The sequence below is a fragment of the Belnapia mucosa genome (assembly GCF_016775475.1).
Classification (GTDB): domain Bacteria; phylum Pseudomonadota; class Alphaproteobacteria; order Acetobacterales; family Acetobacteraceae; genus Belnapia; species Belnapia mucosa.
The window spans coordinates 1-18,969 of sequence record NZ_JAEUXJ010000010.1; the positions used below are offsets into that span (position 1 = coordinate 1).

The 18,969-nt window shown below is 70.0% G+C and carries 16 protein-coding genes and 1 tRNA gene; 11 read left to right on the forward strand and 6 right to left on the reverse strand.

What is annotated here, in order from left to right; translation table 11 throughout:
• Positions 1-97: 97 nt before the first annotated feature.
• Positions 98-174 (forward strand) — tRNA-Met (locus JMJ55_RS20325).
• Between the two features lie 243 nt (positions 175-417).
• Here the strand turns inward: JMJ55_RS20325 and JMJ55_RS20330 are convergent.
• Both JMJ55_RS20330 and JMJ55_RS20335 read right to left on the reverse strand, forming a co-directional pair.
• Positions 418-942 carry a GlcG/HbpS family heme-binding protein gene (locus JMJ55_RS20330; RefSeq protein ID WP_202827437.1) on the reverse strand — a complete coding sequence of 175 codons (525 nt, stop codon included), beginning with the start codon at positions 940-942 and terminating at the stop codon, positions 418-420.
• Positions 943-953: 11 nt separating this feature from the next.
• Positions 954-1,877 carry a Bug family tripartite tricarboxylate transporter substrate binding protein gene (locus JMJ55_RS20335; RefSeq protein WP_202827438.1) on the reverse strand — a complete coding sequence of 308 codons (924 nt, stop codon included), beginning with the start codon at positions 1,875-1,877 and terminating at the stop codon, positions 954-956.
• Between JMJ55_RS20335 and JMJ55_RS20340 the strand changes: the two genes are divergently transcribed.
• Complete coding sequence (locus JMJ55_RS20340) at positions 1,867-3,858, forward strand: flavin-containing monooxygenase (RefSeq protein ID WP_328702716.1); 1,992 nt, start codon at positions 1,867-1,869, stop codon at positions 3,856-3,858. The genes JMJ55_RS20335 and JMJ55_RS20340 overlap by 11 nt on opposite strands.
• A gap of 108 nt (positions 3,859-3,966) precedes the next feature.
• On the opposite strand, the gene JMJ55_RS20345 is transcribed toward JMJ55_RS20340, so the two are convergent.
• The 4 genes from JMJ55_RS20345 to JMJ55_RS20360 are packed head-to-tail and all read right to left on the reverse strand — an operon-like array spanning position 3,967 to position 9,760.
• Entirely contained in the window at positions 3,967-5,664 is a 1,698-nt protein-coding gene (locus tag JMJ55_RS20345; protein WP_202827439.1) for a dihydroxyacetone kinase family protein, read from the reverse strand.
• On the reverse strand, positions 5,661-7,985 hold the full coding sequence (locus JMJ55_RS20350) for a molybdopterin-dependent oxidoreductase (RefSeq protein ID WP_202827440.1): 2,325 nt from the start codon (positions 7,983-7,985) through the stop codon (positions 5,661-5,663). Before JMJ55_RS20350 ends, JMJ55_RS20345 begins: the two co-directional genes overlap by 4 nt.
• Entirely contained in the window at positions 7,982-8,758 is a 777-nt protein-coding gene (locus tag JMJ55_RS20355; RefSeq protein ID WP_202827441.1) for an enoyl-CoA hydratase/isomerase family protein, read from the reverse strand. The genes JMJ55_RS20350 and JMJ55_RS20355 overlap by 4 nt, the downstream gene beginning before the upstream one ends.
• A gap of 24 nt (positions 8,759-8,782) precedes the next feature.
• Positions 8,783-9,760 (reverse strand): tripartite tricarboxylate transporter substrate binding protein, encoded by a 978-nt coding sequence (locus tag JMJ55_RS20360; protein WP_202827442.1) that lies wholly within the window; start codon positions 9,758-9,760, stop codon positions 8,783-8,785.
• 139 nt (positions 9,761-9,899) lie between these two features.
• Between JMJ55_RS20360 and JMJ55_RS20365 the strand changes: the two genes are divergently transcribed.
• From JMJ55_RS20365 to JMJ55_RS20405, 9 genes are all read left to right on the forward strand, one after another.
• Positions 9,900-10,574 (forward strand): HAD family hydrolase, encoded by a 675-nt coding sequence (locus JMJ55_RS20365; RefSeq protein ID WP_328702717.1) that lies wholly within the window; start codon positions 9,900-9,902, stop codon positions 10,572-10,574.
• Entirely contained in the window at positions 10,571-10,867 is a 297-nt protein-coding gene (locus JMJ55_RS20370) for a hypothetical protein (protein ID WP_202827443.1), read from the forward strand. Before JMJ55_RS20365 ends, JMJ55_RS20370 begins: the two co-directional genes overlap by 4 nt.
• The gene (locus JMJ55_RS20375) at positions 10,860-11,252 is read left to right on the forward strand and encodes an acyl-CoA thioesterase (protein WP_202827444.1); all 393 of its coding nucleotides are present in this window, start codon (positions 10,860-10,862) and stop codon (positions 11,250-11,252) included. The genes JMJ55_RS20370 and JMJ55_RS20375 overlap by 8 nt, the downstream gene beginning before the upstream one ends.
• Before the next feature lie 278 nt (positions 11,253-11,530).
• A complete protein-coding gene (locus tag JMJ55_RS20380) occupies positions 11,531-13,798 on the forward strand; it encodes an ATP-binding protein (RefSeq protein WP_328702719.1) in 2,268 nt (755 codons plus the stop codon).
• Position 13,799: 1 nt separating this feature from the next.
• Complete coding sequence (locus JMJ55_RS20385) at positions 13,800-14,270, forward strand: response regulator (protein WP_202827446.1); 471 nt, start codon at positions 13,800-13,802, stop codon at positions 14,268-14,270.
• Positions 14,267-15,733 carry an HWE histidine kinase domain-containing protein gene (locus JMJ55_RS20390; RefSeq protein ID WP_202827447.1) on the forward strand — a complete coding sequence of 489 codons (1,467 nt, stop codon included), beginning with the start codon at positions 14,267-14,269 and terminating at the stop codon, positions 15,731-15,733. The genes JMJ55_RS20385 and JMJ55_RS20390 overlap by 4 nt, the downstream gene beginning before the upstream one ends.
• Before the next feature lie 50 nt (positions 15,734-15,783).
• The gene (locus JMJ55_RS20395) at positions 15,784-16,569 is read left to right on the forward strand and encodes an alpha/beta fold hydrolase (protein WP_202827448.1); all 786 of its coding nucleotides are present in this window, start codon (positions 15,784-15,786) and stop codon (positions 16,567-16,569) included.
• Between the two features lie 74 nt (positions 16,570-16,643).
• Positions 16,644-17,756 (forward strand): mandelate racemase/muconate lactonizing enzyme family protein, encoded by a 1,113-nt coding sequence (locus JMJ55_RS20400; RefSeq protein WP_202827449.1) that lies wholly within the window; start codon positions 16,644-16,646, stop codon positions 17,754-17,756.
• Between the two features lie 24 nt (positions 17,757-17,780).
• Entirely contained in the window at positions 17,781-18,968 is a 1,188-nt protein-coding gene (locus tag JMJ55_RS20405; RefSeq protein WP_202827450.1) for an ABC transporter substrate-binding protein, read from the forward strand.
• The last annotated feature ends 1 nt before the right edge of the window (position 18,969 follow it).

Below are 18,969 nucleotides of genomic sequence, written 5' to 3' on the forward strand. Positions count from 1 at the left end.
CATGATACTGCAGCTCAAGCTGCGGGAAAGTCGGTCGCCGCCGGGCCACCCAGCCGGATCCAACAGTGAAACCCGTCTCCAACACAACCCTCTCCCACGCGGGGTGGAGCAGCCCGGTAGCTCGTCAGGCTCATAACCTGAAGGTCACAGGTTCAAATCCTGTCCCCGCATCCAACGCTTCCAACACACCACAACGGCCGCTCTCCAACCGAGAGCGGCCGTTGTGCCGTCCGCCCTTTGGCGATCGTCTTGGGGGCTATCCTATAGCGTCGCGCCAAGTCTCTCAGGCTTGCATGACTATGCTGCAGCGCGGGACGGGCCGCCTCATTCGTGGTGGCGCTGCTAAGGAAAACCGTCCCCATCGGGGGCTTTGCCGTGCCCCAAACAGCCCACCAAACCAAGAGGCCTTGGCTGTTCCTAAAGCTGCGCCTTGCCGAGACCGATCTTGTCGTAGATCTGGTTGATGTGCTGCTTCACCTCCGGCGTGGTGTCATCCACAGCGGGACGGTGCTGCCAACCCAGCTTCGCCCGAGCATGGTTGCCCATCTCCTCATCCTGGTCCGAAGTGCCGCCCGAGATTCCGTAGGCGCCAACCATCTCGTTGTCTTTGAAGATCGGCGCTGCGCCGCCGCTGATGAAGATCTTGCCGCCAGTGAAGACCGCCGCATTGACGGCCAGCTGCGGATTGCGTTCCCGCAACCAGTGCTGCGTGACCAGCCCATCCTGGAAGCGCGGACTCATGGAGCGGAAGGCCGACATGGTAAAGGCCTTGGCCCAGGCGGTTTCCGGCGTGATCCAGCCGGCATTGTCCATGCGCTCGAGCGCGATCAGGTGACCTTCAGGTCCCACCACGGCGATGGAGACCGGCACCTGCATCGCCTCGGCCTTCTCGATGACTGCGAGGAAAAACTGCCGGCATTCCGCCAGCTGCAGCTTCGCCATCCTGGTCTCTCCTATCGCGTCCCGCTGCCGATCGTGCGCACCACCTCGGCCCATTTTTCAAACTCGCGCTGGATCAGGGCAGCGAACTGCACCGGGTCGCTGGACAGCACATCCATGCCCTGGTCCTGGCACCGTGCGCGAAGACCAGCCGAGTCCGTCGCCGCCGCTGTCGCTGCGGCGAGTCGGTCGATGAAAGAGGATGGTGTTCTGACCGGTGCCACCAGACCGAACCAGATCGAGGTGTCGAAGCCACCCAGGCCGCTTTCGGCCACGGTCGGCAGGCCTGGTGCCAGCTCGGTCCGATGCGCGCCGCTGGTGGCCAGCGCCACCACCTTGCCAGCCTCCATCTGAGGCCGGGCCGTGGAAGCGGGGGCGAACATCATCTGGACCCGGCCGCTGACAAGGTCGGTCATCGCCTGAGCGCTGCCCGGATAGGGCACATGCACCAGATTGGCCCCGGCGAGTTGGGCGAAAAGCTGCCCCGAGAGATGCGGCACCGTACCAATGCCGGTGGAGCCGTAGAAGACCTGATCCGACCGCGCCTTGGCATAGGCAATCAGCTCGGCGACGGAATGCACGCCCAGCGATGGATGCACCACCAGGATATTGGGCAGTTCGGTCAGGGTGGCGATGGCGGCGAAGTCGCGCCGCAGATCGACGCCGGGGCTCGGCTGCATCAGCTGGCCGGTGACATTGGCAGCACTGGCCAGGAAAAGGGTGTAGCCGTCGGGCGCTGCGCGCGCCACGACCTCGGCGGCGAGGCTGCTGCCGGCGCCGGGACGGTTCTCGACGATGATGGTCTGGCCGAGGCGGTCGCTGATCAGTGGCGCCGCCAGCCGAGCGGTCAGGTCAGCCGCCGCGCCGGGTGGAAAGCCCACCAGCAGGCGGATCGGCCGGCTCGGCCAGATCTCCTGGGCTTGGGCAATGGCCGGCATGGAAATGGCAACCAGAGCGCGGCGGGTGAGGCTCACGGCGTGGGCTCCAGGGCATACGGCGCGCAGACGCAGGGCAGAACAACGATCTCCTGCCTGGAGCGAGGTTGCGGCCGGCCGGCGGCGACGTCAACCGGCCGAGACGGCTGAACCTCCGCCCCTCGGTGCCTCCCGAAGCTCGCGGCGCCGATCAGCTTGCTGCATCGGGTCGTGCCTGCCTACCCTGAGCTTTGGCTCGTGCGTCGAACGCGCCGGTTGCAGCATCCGGCGCGCCGCCAGCCACGGCCGTATGACCTGCACGGGCCGGACGAAGGGGATGTCGCAAGTGATGGCGAAGGTCATGACTTCCCGCGAAGCGGGACCGGCCGCAGAAGGCACCGCATTCGATGCGCTGGTCATCGGCGCAGGATTTGCCGGCCTGTATCAGCTGCTCTGCCTGCGCGATCGGCTCGGGCTTTCAGCCCGGGTCCTGGAGGCGGGGGGCGGCGTCGGTGGCACCTGGTATTGGAATCGCTACCCCGGTGCGCGCTGCGACTCTGAGAGCCATTCCTATTCCTACTACTTCTCGGACGAACTGCTCCGCGATTGGAACTGGTCCGAACGCTATCCCCAGCAGCCGGAGATCCTCCGCTACCTCAACCACGTGGCCGACCGCTTCGACCTTCGGCGCGACATCCAGCTGAACACCCGGGTGGCGGAAGCGCATTACGATTCGGCAGACAACCGCTGGCATGTTCGGACCGAGACCGGGGAACGCTACACCGCGACATTCCTCATCACGGCGGTGGGCTGCCTGTCCTCGGCCAATATTCCGGACATCCCCGGCCTGGATCAGTTCGCAGGTGACTGGTACCACACCGGTGGATGGCCGCATGAGGGCGTAGACTTCGCCGGCAAGCGCGTAGGCCAGATCGGCACCGGGTCCACCGGCATCCAGGCCGTGCCGGTGATCGCCAGCACGGCCGAGCACCTGACGGTGTTCCAGCGCACCGCGAACTACAGCATCCCCGCCCGGAATGCGCCCTTGACGGAGGAGTTCAAGCGCTGGGCCAAGGCGAACGCCGCCGGGATCCGCGCCACCATGCGCTCCAACACCAACGGCCACCCCTTCGTCATCGAGAACCGATCCGCCTTCGACGTATCCGACGCGGAACGGGATGCCATCTATGAAGCCGCCTGGGCCAAGGGCGGGCTACAGTTCCGCGCCTCCTTCCGCGACCTGCTGACCGACAAGGCGGCGAATGACACCGCCGCGGCATTCCTGCGCGAGAAGATCCGGCAGGTCGTGCAGGATCCGGACAAGGCCGGCATCCTCGCCGCCATCGACCACCCCTTCGCCACCAAGCGCCCACCGATCGACAGCGGCTATTTCGAAGCCTTCAACCGCGACAATGTCTCCTTGGTCGACCTGCGGCGGACGCCGATCGAATGCATCACCCCGAACGGTATTCGCACGACGGATGGCATTGAGCATCCGCTCGACATCATCGTCTTCGCCACCGGTTTCGACGCGATGACCGGCGCCTTGCTGAACATCGATATCCGCGGCCGGGATGGGCTGCCGCTGCGGCAGGCCTGGGAGGCCGGGCCACGCACCTATCTCGGCCTGCAGGTTGCGGGTTTCCCCAACCTGTTCACCATCACCGGACCCGGCAGTCCCTCGGTGCTGTGCAACATGCCCGTGGCGATCGAACAGCATGTCGAGTGGATCGCCGACTGCATCGCCCATATGCGGGCGAGGGGACTCACGCGGATCGAAGCGAAGCCCGATGCAGTCGGTTCCTGGGTCGAGCATGTCAATGAGGCAGCCAGTGCCACGCTGCTGCCGCAGGCCGGACATTCCTGGTACCTGGGCGCGAATGTGCCGGGCAAGCCACGCGTCTTCATGCCTTATGCGGGCGGCATGGCGCGCTACCGCGAGATCTGCGCCGGTGTCGTGGCAAGGGGCTATGAGGGATTTGCGTTGGAGCGGTTTCCGGGCTGACAGAATGGCTTTGTCAGCGGAGCGCGGCGAGGATGCGGCCTGCAGCCGTCAGGACACGACCAGCTCATCGCCGGCCTCAGATCCGGCTCCCTACCAGCCGCCGCATCGTCAACCCGTCGCGTTCAGCTCCAACGCTTCCAGCCAGGTCACCGCCGCGACGGCGCCGGCATCCGGCGTGCCCAGGACACGGCCGCCGAGATAGCTGGCACGGCCAAGTCGCGGATGCATCTCTGCCGTCGCCTCGGCGCCCTGCCGTGCCGCCGCGACTGCCTCGCCCCAGGCTTCCTGCGGCGTGCGGCCGGTCGCCAGCGCCGCGGCGAAGCCCTGTGCCGCCGGTTCCAGCGCATCGAGCATGGTGCGGTCGCCGGGCACCGCGCCGCCGAGTTCCGCAATCGCCGCGACCGCCTGGGTGAAGGCGCGCGACCAATCGGCCGGCTGCGGCGCGCCCTCCGGCAGGTTGCGGGCGGCCCGCAGCAGGGCGGTGGCGTAGAAGGGGCCGGAACTGCCTGCGATGGCCCGGCGCAGCGCCTCGCCCATGGCCGTGAGCGCGCCCGGGGCATCGGCCCAGGCAGAGGCGGGGAGGGCGCGGATCGCCCCCGCGCCACGCGTCATGCTGAGGCCGAGATCGCCGTCGCCAGCGACACTGTCCAGCTCGGTCAGCCTGGCCTCCGCGGCCTCCAGTGCTGCGGCGGCGGCCAATGCGGCACGGCGCACCGCCTCACCGGCCGGCGTCGGCGTGCCTGCGCGTGCGGCCTCGGCCCCCGCCGGAGTCCTGCCGATCACCTGCCGCTGCGCCGCGATGCGGCCACTGCCGGGCCAGGCCGGTGCCTCGGTCGCCGCGTCGAGCCGCGCCAGGCGCGCGCCATCCACCCGCAGCACGGTCAATGATACGCCCGGCATCTCCAGCGCCGTCAGCAGGTTGCCGGACCAGGCGCGTTCGACCACCAGGCCGCGCTCGCGCAGCACCGCGAGCGCGCGGCGGGCGACCACGGCCAGTTCCATTGGCGGGGTGCCGCCCAACCCGTTCACCAGCAGCACGACGCGCTCGCCGGCGCCGAGGCCGCGATCGGCGAGGATGGTGTCGAGGATCTCCTCCACCAGCGCATCGGCGGGCCGCATCGGGCCGCGCCGCACGCCCTGCTCGCCATGGATGCCGAGGCCGAGCTCGATCTCCGCCTCGCCCAGGGCGAAGCCGGGGCGCCCGGCGGCGGGGACGGTGCAGGCGCCGAGGGCGACGCCCATGCTGCCCATCGCCTCGGCCGCCGCCCGCGCCTCCGCCGCCACCGCCCCGAGCGGCAGGCCCGCCGCGGCGGCCGCGCCCGCCACCTTATGCACCAGCACGGTGCCGGCGATGCCGCGGCGACGCGCCGGCTCCACCGTGTCATGCAGGGCCACGTCATCGGCGACGAGGACAACCTCGGCAGGGATGCCTTCCGCCCGCGCCAGCTCCGCCGCCAGGCCGAAATTCAAGCGGTCGCCGGTGTAGTTCTTGACGATGAGGAGGGCGCCGCGCGGACCGGCCGCGGCGCGGATGCCAGCCAGCACCGCATCCACGCTGGGCGAGGTGAAGACATCGCCGGCGATCGCCGCATGCAGCATGCCGGTGCCGACATAGCCCGCATGCGCCGGCTCATGCCCGCTGCCGCCGCCTGAGAGCACGGCAACCTCCCGCTCGGCCGGCGCGGGCAGTTCGGCGCGGACCACGACATCCGCCTCCTCCAGCAGCGCCTGGCCGGGCGAGAGATCGACCTGACCCTCCAGCATCTCGCGCACCGCGCCGCGGGGGTCATTCAGGAGCTTCTTCATGGCCTGGGCCCTCTCGCCTTCCACTGTCCCTGCGGGATCAGCTCCGGCAATGCGAAGGCGGTGACGGGCGGCGGGTCCGCGACCGGGCCACCCACCTGCACGAGGCAGGTCTGGGCGATGCAGCCCTGGGAGAAGCCGGAGGCACCGATATCGGGTGTCAGCACATTCGGGTTGCCGTGTTTCTCCACGCCGGTCACCGGATCCGGGTCGTACCAGGCGCCGGTGTTCAGCCGGACGACGCCGCGCATCACCTGCCCGGTCCGGCACACCGCCGCCTGGCAGCGCCCGCGGTCATTGAAGACCTCCACGATGTCGCCATCCGCGAGGCCACGCTCGTCCGCATCCTCGGGATGGATATGGATCAGCTCCCGCCCATGCCGCTTGCCGGCAGTGCTGTAGCCGCTGGCATCCAGCTGGCTGTGCAGGCGCCGCACGGGCTGGTCCGAGATGAGGTGCAGCGGATGCCGGTCGGTGCCCGCGCCGCCCAGCCATTCCAGCGGCTCCCGCCAGACCGGATAGCCGGGGCAGTCCGGCAGGCCGAAACCGGCGATGCGCTCCGAGGTGATCTCGATACGGCCGGAGGGCGTGCCGAGCGCATGGGCCCCTGGATCGGCACGGAAGGCCTCCAGCATGACATTCGGCCGGTCATGCGCGGCGAGGCTGACCAGACCTGTTTCCTGGAAAGCGTCGTATTCCGGCAGGTCGATGCCCATCCCGGCCGATTTCTGCCGCGTCTCGGCATAGAGGCGGCGGAGCCATCCCTCGCTGTCCAGCCCCTCGGTATAGGCCTCGGCCGCGCCCAAACGGGCGGCGAGATCGGCGAAGATGTCGTAGTCGTCCCGCGCTTCGCCGGCTGGCGAGGCGACGGGCCGCATGGCGACCAGATAGCCCTCCCGCGTGGAGGAGCCGATATCGGTGCGCTCCAGGGTCGTGGTGGCGGGCAGGACGATATCGGCGCGCCTGGCCGCCGGCGTCCAGTATTGCTCGTGGAAGATGATCGTCTCCGGCTTGCGCCAGGCGCGTTCGAGCCGGTTCAGGTCCTGGTGGTGATGGAAGGGATTGCCGCCGGCCCAGTAGATCAGCCGGATATCGGGATAGGCATAGTGGCCGCCGACATAGGTGAAGGGCGCGCCGGGATTGAGCAGCATGTCGGCGATGCGGGCCACGGGGATGAAGTCCCGCACCGCGTTCCGGCCCTGCTGCAGGGTAGGCCCGGGCAGCCGCGCATGCGCGCTACCCATCAGGTTGGTGGCGCCGTAGCCAAGGCCGAAGCCGCCGCCCGGCAGGCCGATCTGCCCGAGCATCGCCGCCAGCGTCACCAGCATCCAGAAGGGCTGCTCGCCATGCGAGGCGCGCTGGAGCGACCAGGCGATGTTCAGCATGGTGCGGCTGGCGGCCATCTCGCGCGCCAGCGCCGCGATGCGGGCGGCCGGCACGCCGGTGATCGGCTCGGCCCAGGCCGGGGTCTTGGGCGTGCCATCCTCGGCGCCGGAGAGACAGCGCTCGAAGCGCTCATAGCCGGTGCAGCAGCGCGCCAGGAAGGCACGATCCGCCAGCCCTTCCTCGCGCAGCACCCAGGCCAGGGCGAGCATCAGGGCGGTATCAGTGTTCGGCCGCGCCTGGATCCACTCCACCGCGCTGCCCGTCTCAAGATTGTCGGCCACCGGGCCGATATTCACGAAGCGCGTGCCACGCTCCGCCATCCGCCGCAGCCCGTCCCGCACGCGATGCCGGCCGGCCCCACCGGCGGAGATCTGTGCATTCTTGGCCGGCACGCCACCGAAGGCGACGAAGAGCTGGGTATGCTCCGCCAGCACCGACCAGGAGCTGTGCATCCCCATCAGCTCATCCATCGGCGCCACGACATGCGGCATCAGCGCGCGGCCGGCGCCGAGGGAATAGGAGTCCATGTGGCGGACATAGCCGCCCACCGCATTCAGGAAGCGATGCACCTGGCTCTGCGCGTGATGGAACCGCCCGGCGGAGGACCAGCCATAGGAACCGCCGAAGATCGCGGCATTGCCATGCGCTTCCCGCACCCGCAGCAGCTCGGCCGAGACGAGATCGAGCGCCGTCTCCCAGGACACCTCCACGAAGGGCTCCCGGCCACGCAGCTCGGGCGCTGCGCCCGGCCCGTGCTCGAGCCAGCTCCGCCGCACCGCGGGGCGCAGCACCCTGAGTCGCGCCAGGGACTCATCCGTCTGATGCAGGCCGATCGGGCTGGGATCCGGGTCCTCGGCAAAGGCGCGCAGGCTTGCCCGGCCGGCGGCATCGCGCTCGACCTCGTAGATGCCCCAATGAGAAGCGGTATAGGCCGTCATGCGGACCCTCCTATGTTGGTCCGAGGCGCACGCCCGGCGGCCGACCGGGCCCGGTAATCCTGCACCCGCTGCCTGAGGCCGGGACGAGCGACGGAGCGGGCCAGCGCGGCCAGATCGGCCGCGTCATCGGCCCGGCGCGTCCGGCCATGCAGGGCAGCGACGGTCGGCGCATCGAGCCGCAGCGCCGCCCGCCGGGCCGCCGCGATCGCGGCGGACAGGGCATCCGCCTCCAGCAGGGCGGAGGCGAGGCCGAGCGAGAGCGCCTCGGCCGCTTCCACCGGGGCGCCGGCCAGCAGCAGCCGGCGCGCGGTCGCATCGCCCACCAGCCCCGCGAGCCGGCCGGTTCCCAGCACCAGGCCGAAGGCCGGGCCGGGAAAGGCGAAGCTGGACCCCGCCAGCGCCAGACGCTGGTCGCAGGCGGCGAAGAGATCCGCCCCGGCGCCGAAGACGCGCCCGCCGGCAATGGCCATGCTCGGCACGGGCAGCCCGCTGACCTTCTGCAGCAGCAGCTCGATCCGGATCATGCGGAGCGCCAGATCGCCATCCGAGACGGCATCGAGATCCGAGAGATCGAGGCCGGTGCAGAAATTCCGCCCGCTGCCGCGCAGGATGATCAGCCGCGCGCCCGCCGCAAGCGCGGCATCGAGGGCAGCGTCCAGCGCCTCCACCAGCTCCGGCCCCAGCGCATTGCCTCGCTCCGGGCGGTTCAGCCAGAGCGTGGTCGCGCCGTCCTCGGTCTCGGCCAGGACCAACCCGGCTGCCGCTCCGCTCATCCCGTCTTCCCTGTCCTGTGCGGCCTAATCGACCGTGATGCCGGCATCATGGGCCACGGCCTGCCATTGCGGCACCTCGCGCCGGATCAGCGCCGCGAATTCCGCCGGCCCCCCCGTGGCAGGCAGCGAGGCCTGGTCCGCCAGGGCCTTGCGGAAGGCCGGGCGGGCCTGGATGGATTGGATATCGACCGCGATCCGCGTTGTGATCGCCTCCGGCAGGCCGGCCGGGGCGAGAATGCCGTACCAGACATTGGCCTCGAAGCCGGGATAGCCGGATTCCTCGAAGGTCGGCGTATCCGGCAGGGGAGGGACACGCTCCCGCGTCGCCACGGCGATGGCGCGCAGCCCGCCGCTGCGGATATGCACCAGCACCGTCGTCAGCGTCGCGAAGGAGGCGGGGACATTGCCCGCCAGCAGGTCCTGCACCGCCGGCGCCGTGCCGCGATAGGGGATATGCGGCATGTCGAGCCCGGCGCGGCGCTTGAACAGCTCCCCGGCGAAATGCCCGGCGCCGCCGGCACCGGAGGTGGCATAGCCCACCGCGCCCGGATGCGCCTTCGTATGGGCGACGAAACCCGCCAGATCCGTGGCGCCGAGCTTTGGATGGATCACCAGCACCGTCGGGGCGGTGGCGGTCAGGCAGACCGCGGTAAAATCCGCGACCGTGTCATAGGGCAGGCGCGGATAGGCGGCCGCGTTCATGGTGTGGTTGGTCGCGGTGCTGAGCAGCGTGTAGCCATCGGCGGCCGAGCGCGCGACGGCTTCCGTGCCGATCACGCCATTCGCGCCAGCGCGGTTCTCGACGACAACGGGCTGGCCCCAGATGGCCTGCAACTCGGTCGCCAGCATGCGCGCATAGGTATCGGAGGGGCCGCCGGGCGCGAAGCCGACCACGATGCGCACCGGCCGCGCCGGCCAAGCCTGCGCCCGGGCCCCAGCCGCGAGGGCAAGGCCCGGCAAGGCGAGAAGCAGCGGACGGCGCGCGGTTCCCTGGCCGATCATGCTCGTTCCATCCCTGATGCTTGCCCTTGGGTCCAGCCTGGTTCCCCCGCTGACGCGGTGTCAAGGCGCCCGGCCCGGGTGGCAGGCGGAACCGCCGCGCCTCCGCAGGGTTGCCACTCCTTCATCCCAGGGGGTTCACGTGGCCAAGGCAGTCATCTTCGACGTGGACGGGACCCTGATCGACAGCGTTGACCAACACGCGGCTTCCTGGGCCGTGACCCTGCGGCGCTATGGCTGCAGCGTGAGCCATGACGAGGTCCGCCGGCAGATCGGCAAGGGCGGCGACCAGCTCATGCCCGTCTTCCTTCCGCCCGAGACGGTGGAACGGCAGGGAGAGGAGATCGAGGCCTTCCGCAAGGACCTGTTCATGCGGGACTACCTGCCGAAGGTGCGCGGCTTCCCTGCCGTGCCGGAGCTGTTCCGCCGGCTCCGCGATGCCGGCCAGCGCATCGTCCTCGCCTCCTCGGCGAAAGGCGACGAGCTGGAGCACTACAAGAGAATTGCCGGGATCACCGATCTGGTGGATGCCGAAACCAGTTCCGACGATGCGGAGCGCTCGAAGCCCTTTCCCGACATCTTCCTGGCGGCCATGCAACGCCTCGCCCCGCTGCGGGTCGAGGATGTGGTGGTGGTCGGCGACACGCCCTATGACGCCGAGGCGGCGGTCAAGGCGGGGCTGCGCCCGGTCGGCGTGCTCTGCGGCGGCTTCCCGCCAGCGGATCTGCGGAAGGCCGGTTGCATCGCCCTCTACCGCGACCCGGCCGAACTTCTCGCCCGGTATGAGGAGTCCCCGCTCGCGGCCACCCGGCCGTGACCGCGCCGAACGACGCAGGATCGGCTCGTGACGTCACCGATGCCGATGGCGTCACCTGGTCCTGCATCCAGGCCTTCGCCGACCTCGGCAAGGATGCCGCGAATGCCGAAGCGGCGCGTGTCGCTGGGGCACCCGACCGCTTCCATGTGGTCCGCACACCGAGCGGCGGCGCGCGCTCGGTGCGGATCGCGCTGCCCGGCGGCTGGGAACAGGCCGCTTCGGAGAAGGACATCCTTGCCGCCATCGACAAGGCGCGCGGCGAGGGACAAGGGAAGGATAGCAGGAATGGCTGACGCGAATTCCGAACCGCCGCAATCGCCGCAGTTGCGCATGATCGCCATGCCGGCCGATGCCAATGCCGGCGGCAGCGTCTTCGGTGGCTGGACCCTGTCGCAGATGGACTTGGCCGGCGGCAGCTTCGCGGCGGAGCGCGCCGATGGCCGCGTGGTGACGGTTGCCATCGATGCGATGCGCTTCCTGCGCCCGATCGCGGTCGGGGACGAGGTGAGCTGCTACTGCACCGCCGAGGATGCCGGCGACACCTCGTTGAAGGTCAGGATCGAAACCTGGGCCCGTGGCCGGGGCCGCGGCGAGGCGGAAAAGGTCACCGAGGGTGTCTTCACCTTCGTCGCCATCGACGAGGACGGCCGGCCCCGCAGCCTGCCCGCGGAGGGTTGAACGGCATTCCTGCGCCGCAGGTTAGTAGATGAGTTATGGTACGCATCCGCACCCTGGACAGTTGGGGGAGGCTTACGTATACCGCCCAACTGGCAGTTTCGGATTGGTAATGCGTCGTAACCGCAGCTTTCTGTTGCAGGCCGTTTCCGCATCCGGCGGCCTCTTCCGTGAGCTGCAACCCCGCGCCACGCTGGTGCCAGCCATGACCGACGCCGCATGACGGATCGCGCCGCAAGGGCTCCGCGACCCCGATGCCGCCCCTGCCGGGTTTCGCTGCCGTGACCCCTCCCGATGATGCGTTGCCCGCCAGCGTCCCGACCGAGGGCTGTGAGAGCGAGCCCATCCACATCCCGGGCAGCATCCAGCCCCATGGCCATCTGCTGGCCTTCGCCGGCGATGGCCTCACGCTCAGCCATGCCAGCGCCGGGGCCGGCAGGTTGCTGTCGACCGCGATTGAGGCCGCCTTCGGTCAGCCCATTGAGCAGGTTCTCGCAGGCACGCCGAAGGAGGCGTTGAGAACCCGCCTCCATCAACTCTCGGCGACCGCGCCGCAGCAACTTGGCCGGTTCCGGGCCGCCGCGGGCGCGGTCTTCCAGACGACCGGCCACCGCTCGCCGGATGGCCATGCTGTCCTGGAATTCGAGCCTGAGATGGAGAGCGAGGACCGGCCAGAAGCCGATGTCACGCTCGAGGCACTCTATCCCGGCGTGCGCGACGCCTTCACCCGCCTTGGCCGCGCCGCCTCGACCGAGCTGCTGGCCTCCACCGCGGCCGCCTCGGTGCGGCACATCACCGGCTTCGACCGGGTCCTGGTCTACCGCTTCGAGGAGAATTGGGACGGCACCGTGGTCGCCGAGGACGGCAATGGCCGGCTGCCCACCTATCTTGGCCTGCGCTTCCCCGCCTCCGACATCCCGGCCCAGGCGCGCCGGCTCTATGAGGTCAATCCGCAGCGCCTGATCGCCGATGCGGACTATACCCCCGTGCCGATCCTGGCGGCGCAGCCGGGGCCGCCGCTCGACCTGACCCATGCCGGCCTGCGCAGCGTCTCGCCCGTGCATCTCGAATACATGCGCAACATGGGCACGCCAGCCTCCATGTCGGTCTCGATTCTGGGCGGCGACGGGCGCCTCTGGGGGCTGATCTCCTGCCATCATGCCGAGCCGCGCCGGGTCTCCTTCGCGGCCAGGAATGCCTGCGACCTCGTGGCGCAGATGTTCGCGGTGCGCGTCGCCGCCCGCGAGGAAATGGCCCATATCGAGGCCCGCGCCCAGCTCAAGGGTCTGGAGGGGCGGCTGCTTGCACGCATGACCGGCGCCGACCGGCTGGAGGATGGGCTTCTCGCCGTCCCGACCGACCTGCTGGAGCTGACGCGGGCGACCGGAGTGGCGGTGCTGACCGATGGCGGCTGCGCCCTGGCCGGCTACACGCCCCCGGAGGTCGAGGTGCGGCGCATCGCCGCCTGGCTGGCGCAGCGCAGCGGGGACGAGGTTTTCGAGACCAATTCCCTGGCGAGCGTCATGCCCGAGGCCGCGGCCTATGCCGATATCGCCAGCGGCCTGCTCGCCATCTCGGTCTCGAAGCTCCATCCGAGCTTCGTCCTGTGGTTCCGGCCCGAGGTGATCCGCACGGTCACCTGGGGCGGCGATCCGCGCAAGCCGGAGCTGCCGCCCGACCGCCTGCATCCGCGCCGCTCCTTCGCGGCCTGGGCCGAGACGGTGCGGCAGCGCTCGACGCGCTGGAGCGCGGCCGAGATTGAGGCCGCGCGCGATCTCCGCACCGCGATCGTCGGCATCGTGCTGCGCGCCGCCGAGGAGCGGGCCGAGCTGACCGGCCGGCTCGAGCGCGTGAACCGGGAACTGGCGGCCTTCTCCTATTCGGTCTCGCATGACCTGCGGGCGCCCTTCCGCCACATCGTCGGCTTCGCCGAGCTGCTCCGTGAGCGCGAGGGCGAGAAGCTGAGCGCGCGGGGGCAGCGCTATGTCAGCACCATCGTGGAAGCGGCGGAAACCGCGGGCCGCCTGGTGGATGCCCTGCTGAATTTCTCGCAGATGGGCCGCACGGCCCTGGTCCCGGTCCAGTTCGACCCGGCGCCGCTGGTCGCGGAAGTGCGCCGGACCCTGGAACTCGAACAGGCGGGGCGCCCGATCGAATGGCGGATCGGGCCGATGCCGTCCACCCGGGCCGACCCCGCCATGCTGCGGCAGGTATTCCAGAACCTGCTGTCGAATGCGCTGAAATACACCCGCGGCCGCGACCCGGCCATCATCGACGTCAGCGGTGAGGCCTCGGACACCGACGTCGTCTTCCATGTGCGCGACAACGGCGTCGGCTTCGACATGGCCTATGCGCACAAGCTTTTCGGCGTGTTCCAGCGCCTGCACCGGGCCGAGGAATTCGAAGGCATCGGCATCGGCCTCGCCAATGTGCAGCGCATCGTCGAGCGGCATGGCGGGCGGATCTGGGCCGAAGGCCGGCCAGGAGGGGGCGCGGCCTTCCATTTCACGCTGCCGCGGCAGGCCGCGCCAAGCGATGAGGCGACGTGACATGGCAGAGTTGAGACCCGTCCTCCTGGTCGAGGACAGCCCGAACGATATCGAGCTGACGCTGGAGGCGCTGGAGAAGAGCCGGCTGGCCAATCCCGTTGTCGTGGCGCGGGACGGCGTGGAAGCCCTGGACTTCCTGTTCCGTCGCGACAATGCGCCCGGCAAGCCGTCGCAGCTGCCCGCCGTGGTGCTGCTGGACATCAAGCTGCCGCGGGTCGATGGCCTTGAAGTGCTGGAGCGGATCAGGCGCGAGGCGCGGACCCGCAACGTGCCGGTGGTGATGCTCACCTCCTCGCGCGAGGAGCAGGACCTCATCAGGAGCTATGGCCTCGGCGTGAACGCCTTCGTCGTCAAGCCAGTCGGGCATCGCGAGTTCTTTGACGCCATTCGCGATATCGGGGCCTTCTGGGCGGTGTTGAACGAGCCGCCGCCGGACTATCACAAGGAGGACGCGTCTGGTGAGGAGCCGTGACAGCACCGATTTCCGCTGAGATCGCCGTGGATGCGCCGCCCGAGCGCGCTGCCTGCCGCATCCTGCACCTCGAGGACAGCCTCATCGATGCTGAGCTGGTGACGGAATACCTGTCACGCACCGGCCTCCCTTGCTCAATCCATCTCGTCACGACGAGACCCACCTACTCCGCTGCGCTGGTCGCCGGCGGCTACGACCTGATCCTCGCCGACTACGTCCTGCCGGATTTCGATGGGCTGGAGGCGCTGGCGCTGGCGCGCGAGCTCGCGCCCGACACCCCCTTCATCTTCGTCTCCGGCACGCTGGGCGAGGAAGCGGCGGTGGAGGCGGTGAGGCAGGGCGCCACCGACTACATCGTCAAGCAACGCCTGGCCCGGCTGCCCATCGCGGTCCGCCGCGCCGTGGCCGAGGCCGAGGCGCGGGCCGGGCAGCGCGAAACCCTGGCGGCGCTGCGCGAGAGCGAGGCGCGGCTGCGTCTGGCGCTGGAGGCCGGGCGGCTCGGCGCCTGGGAACTCGACCTGCGCAGCCATAAGCTGGAGGCATCGCCGACCTGCCGCGCCAATTTCGGCCATGCGCCTGGGATGCGCTTCACCTATGACGACCTCTGCGCCGCCGTTCACCCCGATGACCGCGACCGTATGCAGGCGGCGATGGACCGGTCCGTCGCCGAGGGCGTGGACTACGATATCGAGTATCGTGTCGTCGGGCCGGATGGCGCGCTGCACTGGGTGCAGGTCCGTGGCCGGCCGGTCTACGCCGTGGACGGGACACCGGTCGGCATGGCCGGCGTCACGCTCGATGTCACCGAACGGAAGCTCGCGGAGGAACGGCAGATCCTGCTGTCGCGCGAGGTGGATCACCGCGCCAAGAACGCATTGGCGGTCGTGCAGGCGGCGCTCCGCCTCACACCGAAGGATGATGTTCAGAGCTATGCCAGGGCAGTGGAGGGCCGCGTCGGGACCCTGGCCCGGGTGCAGACGCTACTCGCCCAGGAAAGCTGGAACGGCGCCGGCCTGCATACCCTGTTGCAAGCCGAACTGGCGCCCTTCCTCTGCGGCCCGCGTGCCGATCTCGATGGCCCGCAGGTGGTCCTGCCCCCCGGCATGGCGCAGCCCCTGGCGATGGCGGCGCATGAGCTGGCGACCAATGCCTTGAAATACGGAGCATTGTCGGTTCCGGGAGGCCGGCTCCTCGTCTCCTGGCGCCTCCAGGGTGGGGTGACGGGGGTGTTGCGGCTGCGTTGGAGGGAGACCGGCGGCCCGCCGGTGCCAGGGCTGCCGAGCCGGCGCGGCTTCGGATCGCGCGTGCTGGATGGCACGGTCCGCGGCCAGCTCGGCGGGGCGGTGTCGCTGGCCTGGAAGCCCTCCGGCCTGGTCTGCGATATCGAAGTGCCGCTGGACCGCACCATGCAGGCCGATAGGGCAGCCGACCGCTCCCCGGAGGGTTGGGAGGACGAGGCCTGACCTCAGGCGGCGCCCGGTGGTATGGCAGCGGCGCAGCTGGGGAGGCAGGGATGGAACAGGGGTTCGCCACGCAGGGCGCCGCGCGCATCGCCTTCCAGGTGGAAGGGCAGGGGCCCGCCATGCTTCTCCTCCCCTCGCTCGGCCGCGGCGCCGAGGATTTCGACACGGTCGCCCCGCTGGTTGCGCGCGCCGGCTTCCGGGTGGTGCGGCCGGAGCCGCGCGGCATCGGCGGCTCCACCGGCCCGACGGAGGGGCTGACCCTCTACGACCTGGCCGAGGATGCGGCGGCGGCGCTGGCGGCGGCCGGCGTCACCGGCCCGGCGGTGGTGGCAGGCCATGCCTTCGGCAACTGGGTGGCGCGCGCCATGGCGGTGGTGCGGCCGGTGCTGGTGCGGGGCGTGGCGCTGCTCGCCGCCTCGATCGACACCGTGATCGATCCCGCCACCCGTGCCTCGATCGATGGCAGCTTTGACCCGGCGTTGAGCGAGGCGGAACGGCTCGGCCACTTGCAGCGCGGCTATTTCGCGCCGGGCCATGATGCGCGGGTCTGGCTCGCCGGCTGGCATGCACCGGTCGCGCGGATGCAGCGGGCGGCGACGGCGGCGACCGATACCGCCTGGAAGCGCGTCGCCGAACGGGTGCCGGTCCTCTATGTCGCCGCCGCCGAGGACACCATCGCGCCCTTGCCGACCGAGGCGCGGCTGCGCGAGGCGCTCGGCCCGCAGGTGACGATGACCGTCATCCCCCGCGCCGGCCATGCCCTGTTGCCGGAGCAGCCGGAGGCGGTGGCCGAGGCGCTGATCCGCTTCGCGCGAGGCCTGCCCGCTCCCGGTTGAACTTCACGCCGGGCCGCCGCAGGATGCCAGCCGAGCGGCCCCAGCGAGAGGGCTGCGGAGGAACATCCAGCCCCATGCGCATCACCGCGGTTGAATCCTCGGTCGTCTCCATGCCCTTCACCATGGGCGGTCCCCATGGGCGATTTGCCGGCCAGCTCTGGGACCGGATGGAGATCCTGCTCGTCCGGGTGGAGACGGAGGACGGGCTGGTCGGCTGGGGCGAGGCCTTCGGCCATGCCGCCATCCCGGCCACCAAGGCGGCGCTGGAGAGCATCGTCGCGCCGCTGGTGCTGGGGCAGGACTCCTCCGATATCGCCGGCCTCTCGCGGCGGGTGCTGCACGGGACCCATCTGCTCGGGCGGAACGGGCCCTTCACCTATGCCTTCTCGGGCATCGAGATCGCGCTCTGGGACCTCGCCGGCAAGCGGGCGGCGGAGCCGCTCTGGCGCCTGCTCGGCGGCAGCGCGCCGGAGAGCCTGCCGGCCTATGCCAGCCTGCTCTCCTATGGCGGCGACCTCGACCTGGTCGCGCGCAACACCGCCGAGGCGGCGGCACAGGGCTATCGCCACATCAAGCTGCATGAGGTGACGCGGGAGGCGGTGCTGGCCGCCCGCGCCGCGGCGCCGGGCGCCGAGATCATGCTCGATGTGAACTGCGCCTGGACACCGCCGGTCGCGCGCGACATGGCGCGCTCGCTCGCCCATGACGGCCTGTACTGGCTGGAGGAACCGGTCTGGCCGCCCGAGGATGCGGCCGGCCTCGCCAGCCTCCGCCGCCACGGCATCCCGCTCTCGGCCGGCGAGAACACCGCCGGGCTCTTCGGCTTCAAGACGCTGATCGAGGCCGGGGCCATCGACATCGCCCAGCCGAGCGTGACGAAGGTGGGTGGCATCGGCGAGATGCGGCGGGTGATCGCGCTGTGTGAAGCGGCGGGCATCGCCGTCGCGCCGCACAGCCCGTATTTCGGCCCGGGCTTCATCGCCACCATCCATGTGGCGGCGGCGCTGGTCGAGCGGCCGATGATCGAGGTGCTGTGGCTCGAGATGGAGCCGAACCCCTTCGATCCCTGGGTGCGCTGCCGCGACGGGCGCGTCGCCGTGCCGCACGGCCCCGGATTGGGCGCCGACCCGGATCCCGACCTGCTGGCGCAGGCCACGCGCCTGCCGCCCACGCGCATCACGCTGTAACCAGAACCAAAAGGGAGAAACAACATGCCGATCACCCGCCGCGGCCTCGGGCTTGCCGGGCTTGCCAGCAGCCTTCCCATGGGCCTCGCCACGCCCGCCCTGGCGCAGAACGAGCCGATCAAGATCGGCTGGCTCGCCGCGATGACCGGGCCGAGCTCGGCGCCGGCCATCGGCTTCAATCGCGGCGTCGTCTGGGCGGCGGAAGCGCTCAACTCGGCTGGCGGCGTGAAGGGCCGCAAGGTCGAGATCATCACCCGCGACACCCAGGGCGACCCGACCAAGGCGGTGAACGCGACGCAGGAGATGATCAGCCAGCTGAAGGTCCATGCGATCTGGGGCCCGACCAACTCCGGCGAATCGCTGGCCGTCACCGCGATCATGGCCCGCGGCAAGATGCCGAACATCCATCCCTGCGTGGTGGACAGCCTGATCGACCCGCAGAAATACCCGAATGCCTTCCGCATCGCGCCCTCCAACACGCAGTGGGACGATGCGGTGCGCGGCTATACGCTGAACATCGCCAAGGCGAAGAAGGTCGCCGTCATCGGCGATACCACCGGCTACGGCGTGACGGCGGCCAATGCCTCCGCCGCCGGCTTCCAGAAGGACGGCGCCGAGGTCGTCTACAAGGCGAATATCGACGCCACCCAGCCGGATATGACGCCGGACATGCTGCGGGCGCGCAATGCCGGCGCCCAGGCGATCATCATCTGGAGCGTCTCGACCGGCATGATCGCGCGGATGCTGAACACCCGCGCCACCATGGGCTGGGACGTGCCCTTCATCGGCCATCCCTCGCTGGCTTCGGGCGAGATCGGCACGCTGATCGAAAAGCCGGCGAATTGGGACAAGGTCTACGCCATCGGCTACAAGAGCTGCAGCTACGACGCCTCCGGCAAGCTGCCGCCGCGGAACGAGGAGCTGTTGCAGCGCCTCCAGGGCAAGGTGAACCTGCAGGATACGCTGCTCTGGTGGGTTGCCTGCGGGATCGATGCGGTGAACCTGGTCGCCAAGGCAGTGGAGGCCAGTGGCTCCAGCCGCAACGAGGCGATCATCGCCAACTGGAATTCGCTGCAGCGCTATCCCGGCTATTTCGGCGAATACAGTTTCTCGGCCAGCGACCATAACGGCTATCCGGTTTCGGATGTCGTCATGTCGGCCGCCTCCTCGGGCAAGAACGGCACCTTCGCCCTCGCGCCGGGCTACGGCTGAG

Coding starts and splice junctions, on each gene's coding strand:
- JMJ55_RS20330 (WP_202827437.1), bottom strand. CDS start 942: ATGGCGAAGCTGCAGCTGGCGGAATGCCGGCAGTTTTTCCTCGCAGTC.
- JMJ55_RS20340 (WP_328702716.1), top strand. CDS start 1,867: ATGGCCGGCATGGAAATGGCAACCAGAGCGCGGCGGGTGAGGCTCACG.
- JMJ55_RS20335 (WP_202827438.1), bottom strand. CDS start 1,877: ATGCCGGCCATTGCCCAAGCCCAGGAGATCTGGCCGAGCCGGCCGATC.
- JMJ55_RS20345 (WP_202827439.1), bottom strand. CDS start 5,664: ATGAAGAAGCTCCTGAATGACCCCCGCGGCGCGGTGCGCGAGATGCTG.
- JMJ55_RS20350 (WP_202827440.1), bottom strand. CDS start 7,985: ATGACGGCCTATACCGCTTCTCATTGGGGCATCTACGAGGTCGAGCGC.
- JMJ55_RS20355 (WP_202827441.1), bottom strand. CDS start 8,758: ATGAGCGGAGCGGCAGCCGGGTTGGTCCTGGCCGAGACCGAGGACGGC.
- JMJ55_RS20360 (WP_202827442.1), bottom strand. CDS start 9,760: ATGATCGGCCAGGGAACCGCGCGCCGTCCGCTGCTTCTCGCCTTGCCG.
- JMJ55_RS20375 (WP_202827444.1), top strand. CDS start 10,860: ATGGCTGACGCGAATTCCGAACCGCCGCAATCGCCGCAGTTGCGCATG.
- JMJ55_RS20385 (WP_202827446.1), top strand. CDS start 13,800: ATGGCAGAGTTGAGACCCGTCCTCCTGGTCGAGGACAGCCCGAACGAT.
- JMJ55_RS20395 (WP_202827448.1), top strand. CDS start 15,784: ATGGAACAGGGGTTCGCCACGCAGGGCGCCGCGCGCATCGCCTTCCAG.
- JMJ55_RS20400 (WP_202827449.1), top strand. CDS start 16,644: ATGCGCATCACCGCGGTTGAATCCTCGGTCGTCTCCATGCCCTTCACC.
- JMJ55_RS20405 (WP_202827450.1), top strand. CDS start 17,781: ATGCCGATCACCCGCCGCGGCCTCGGGCTTGCCGGGCTTGCCAGCAGC.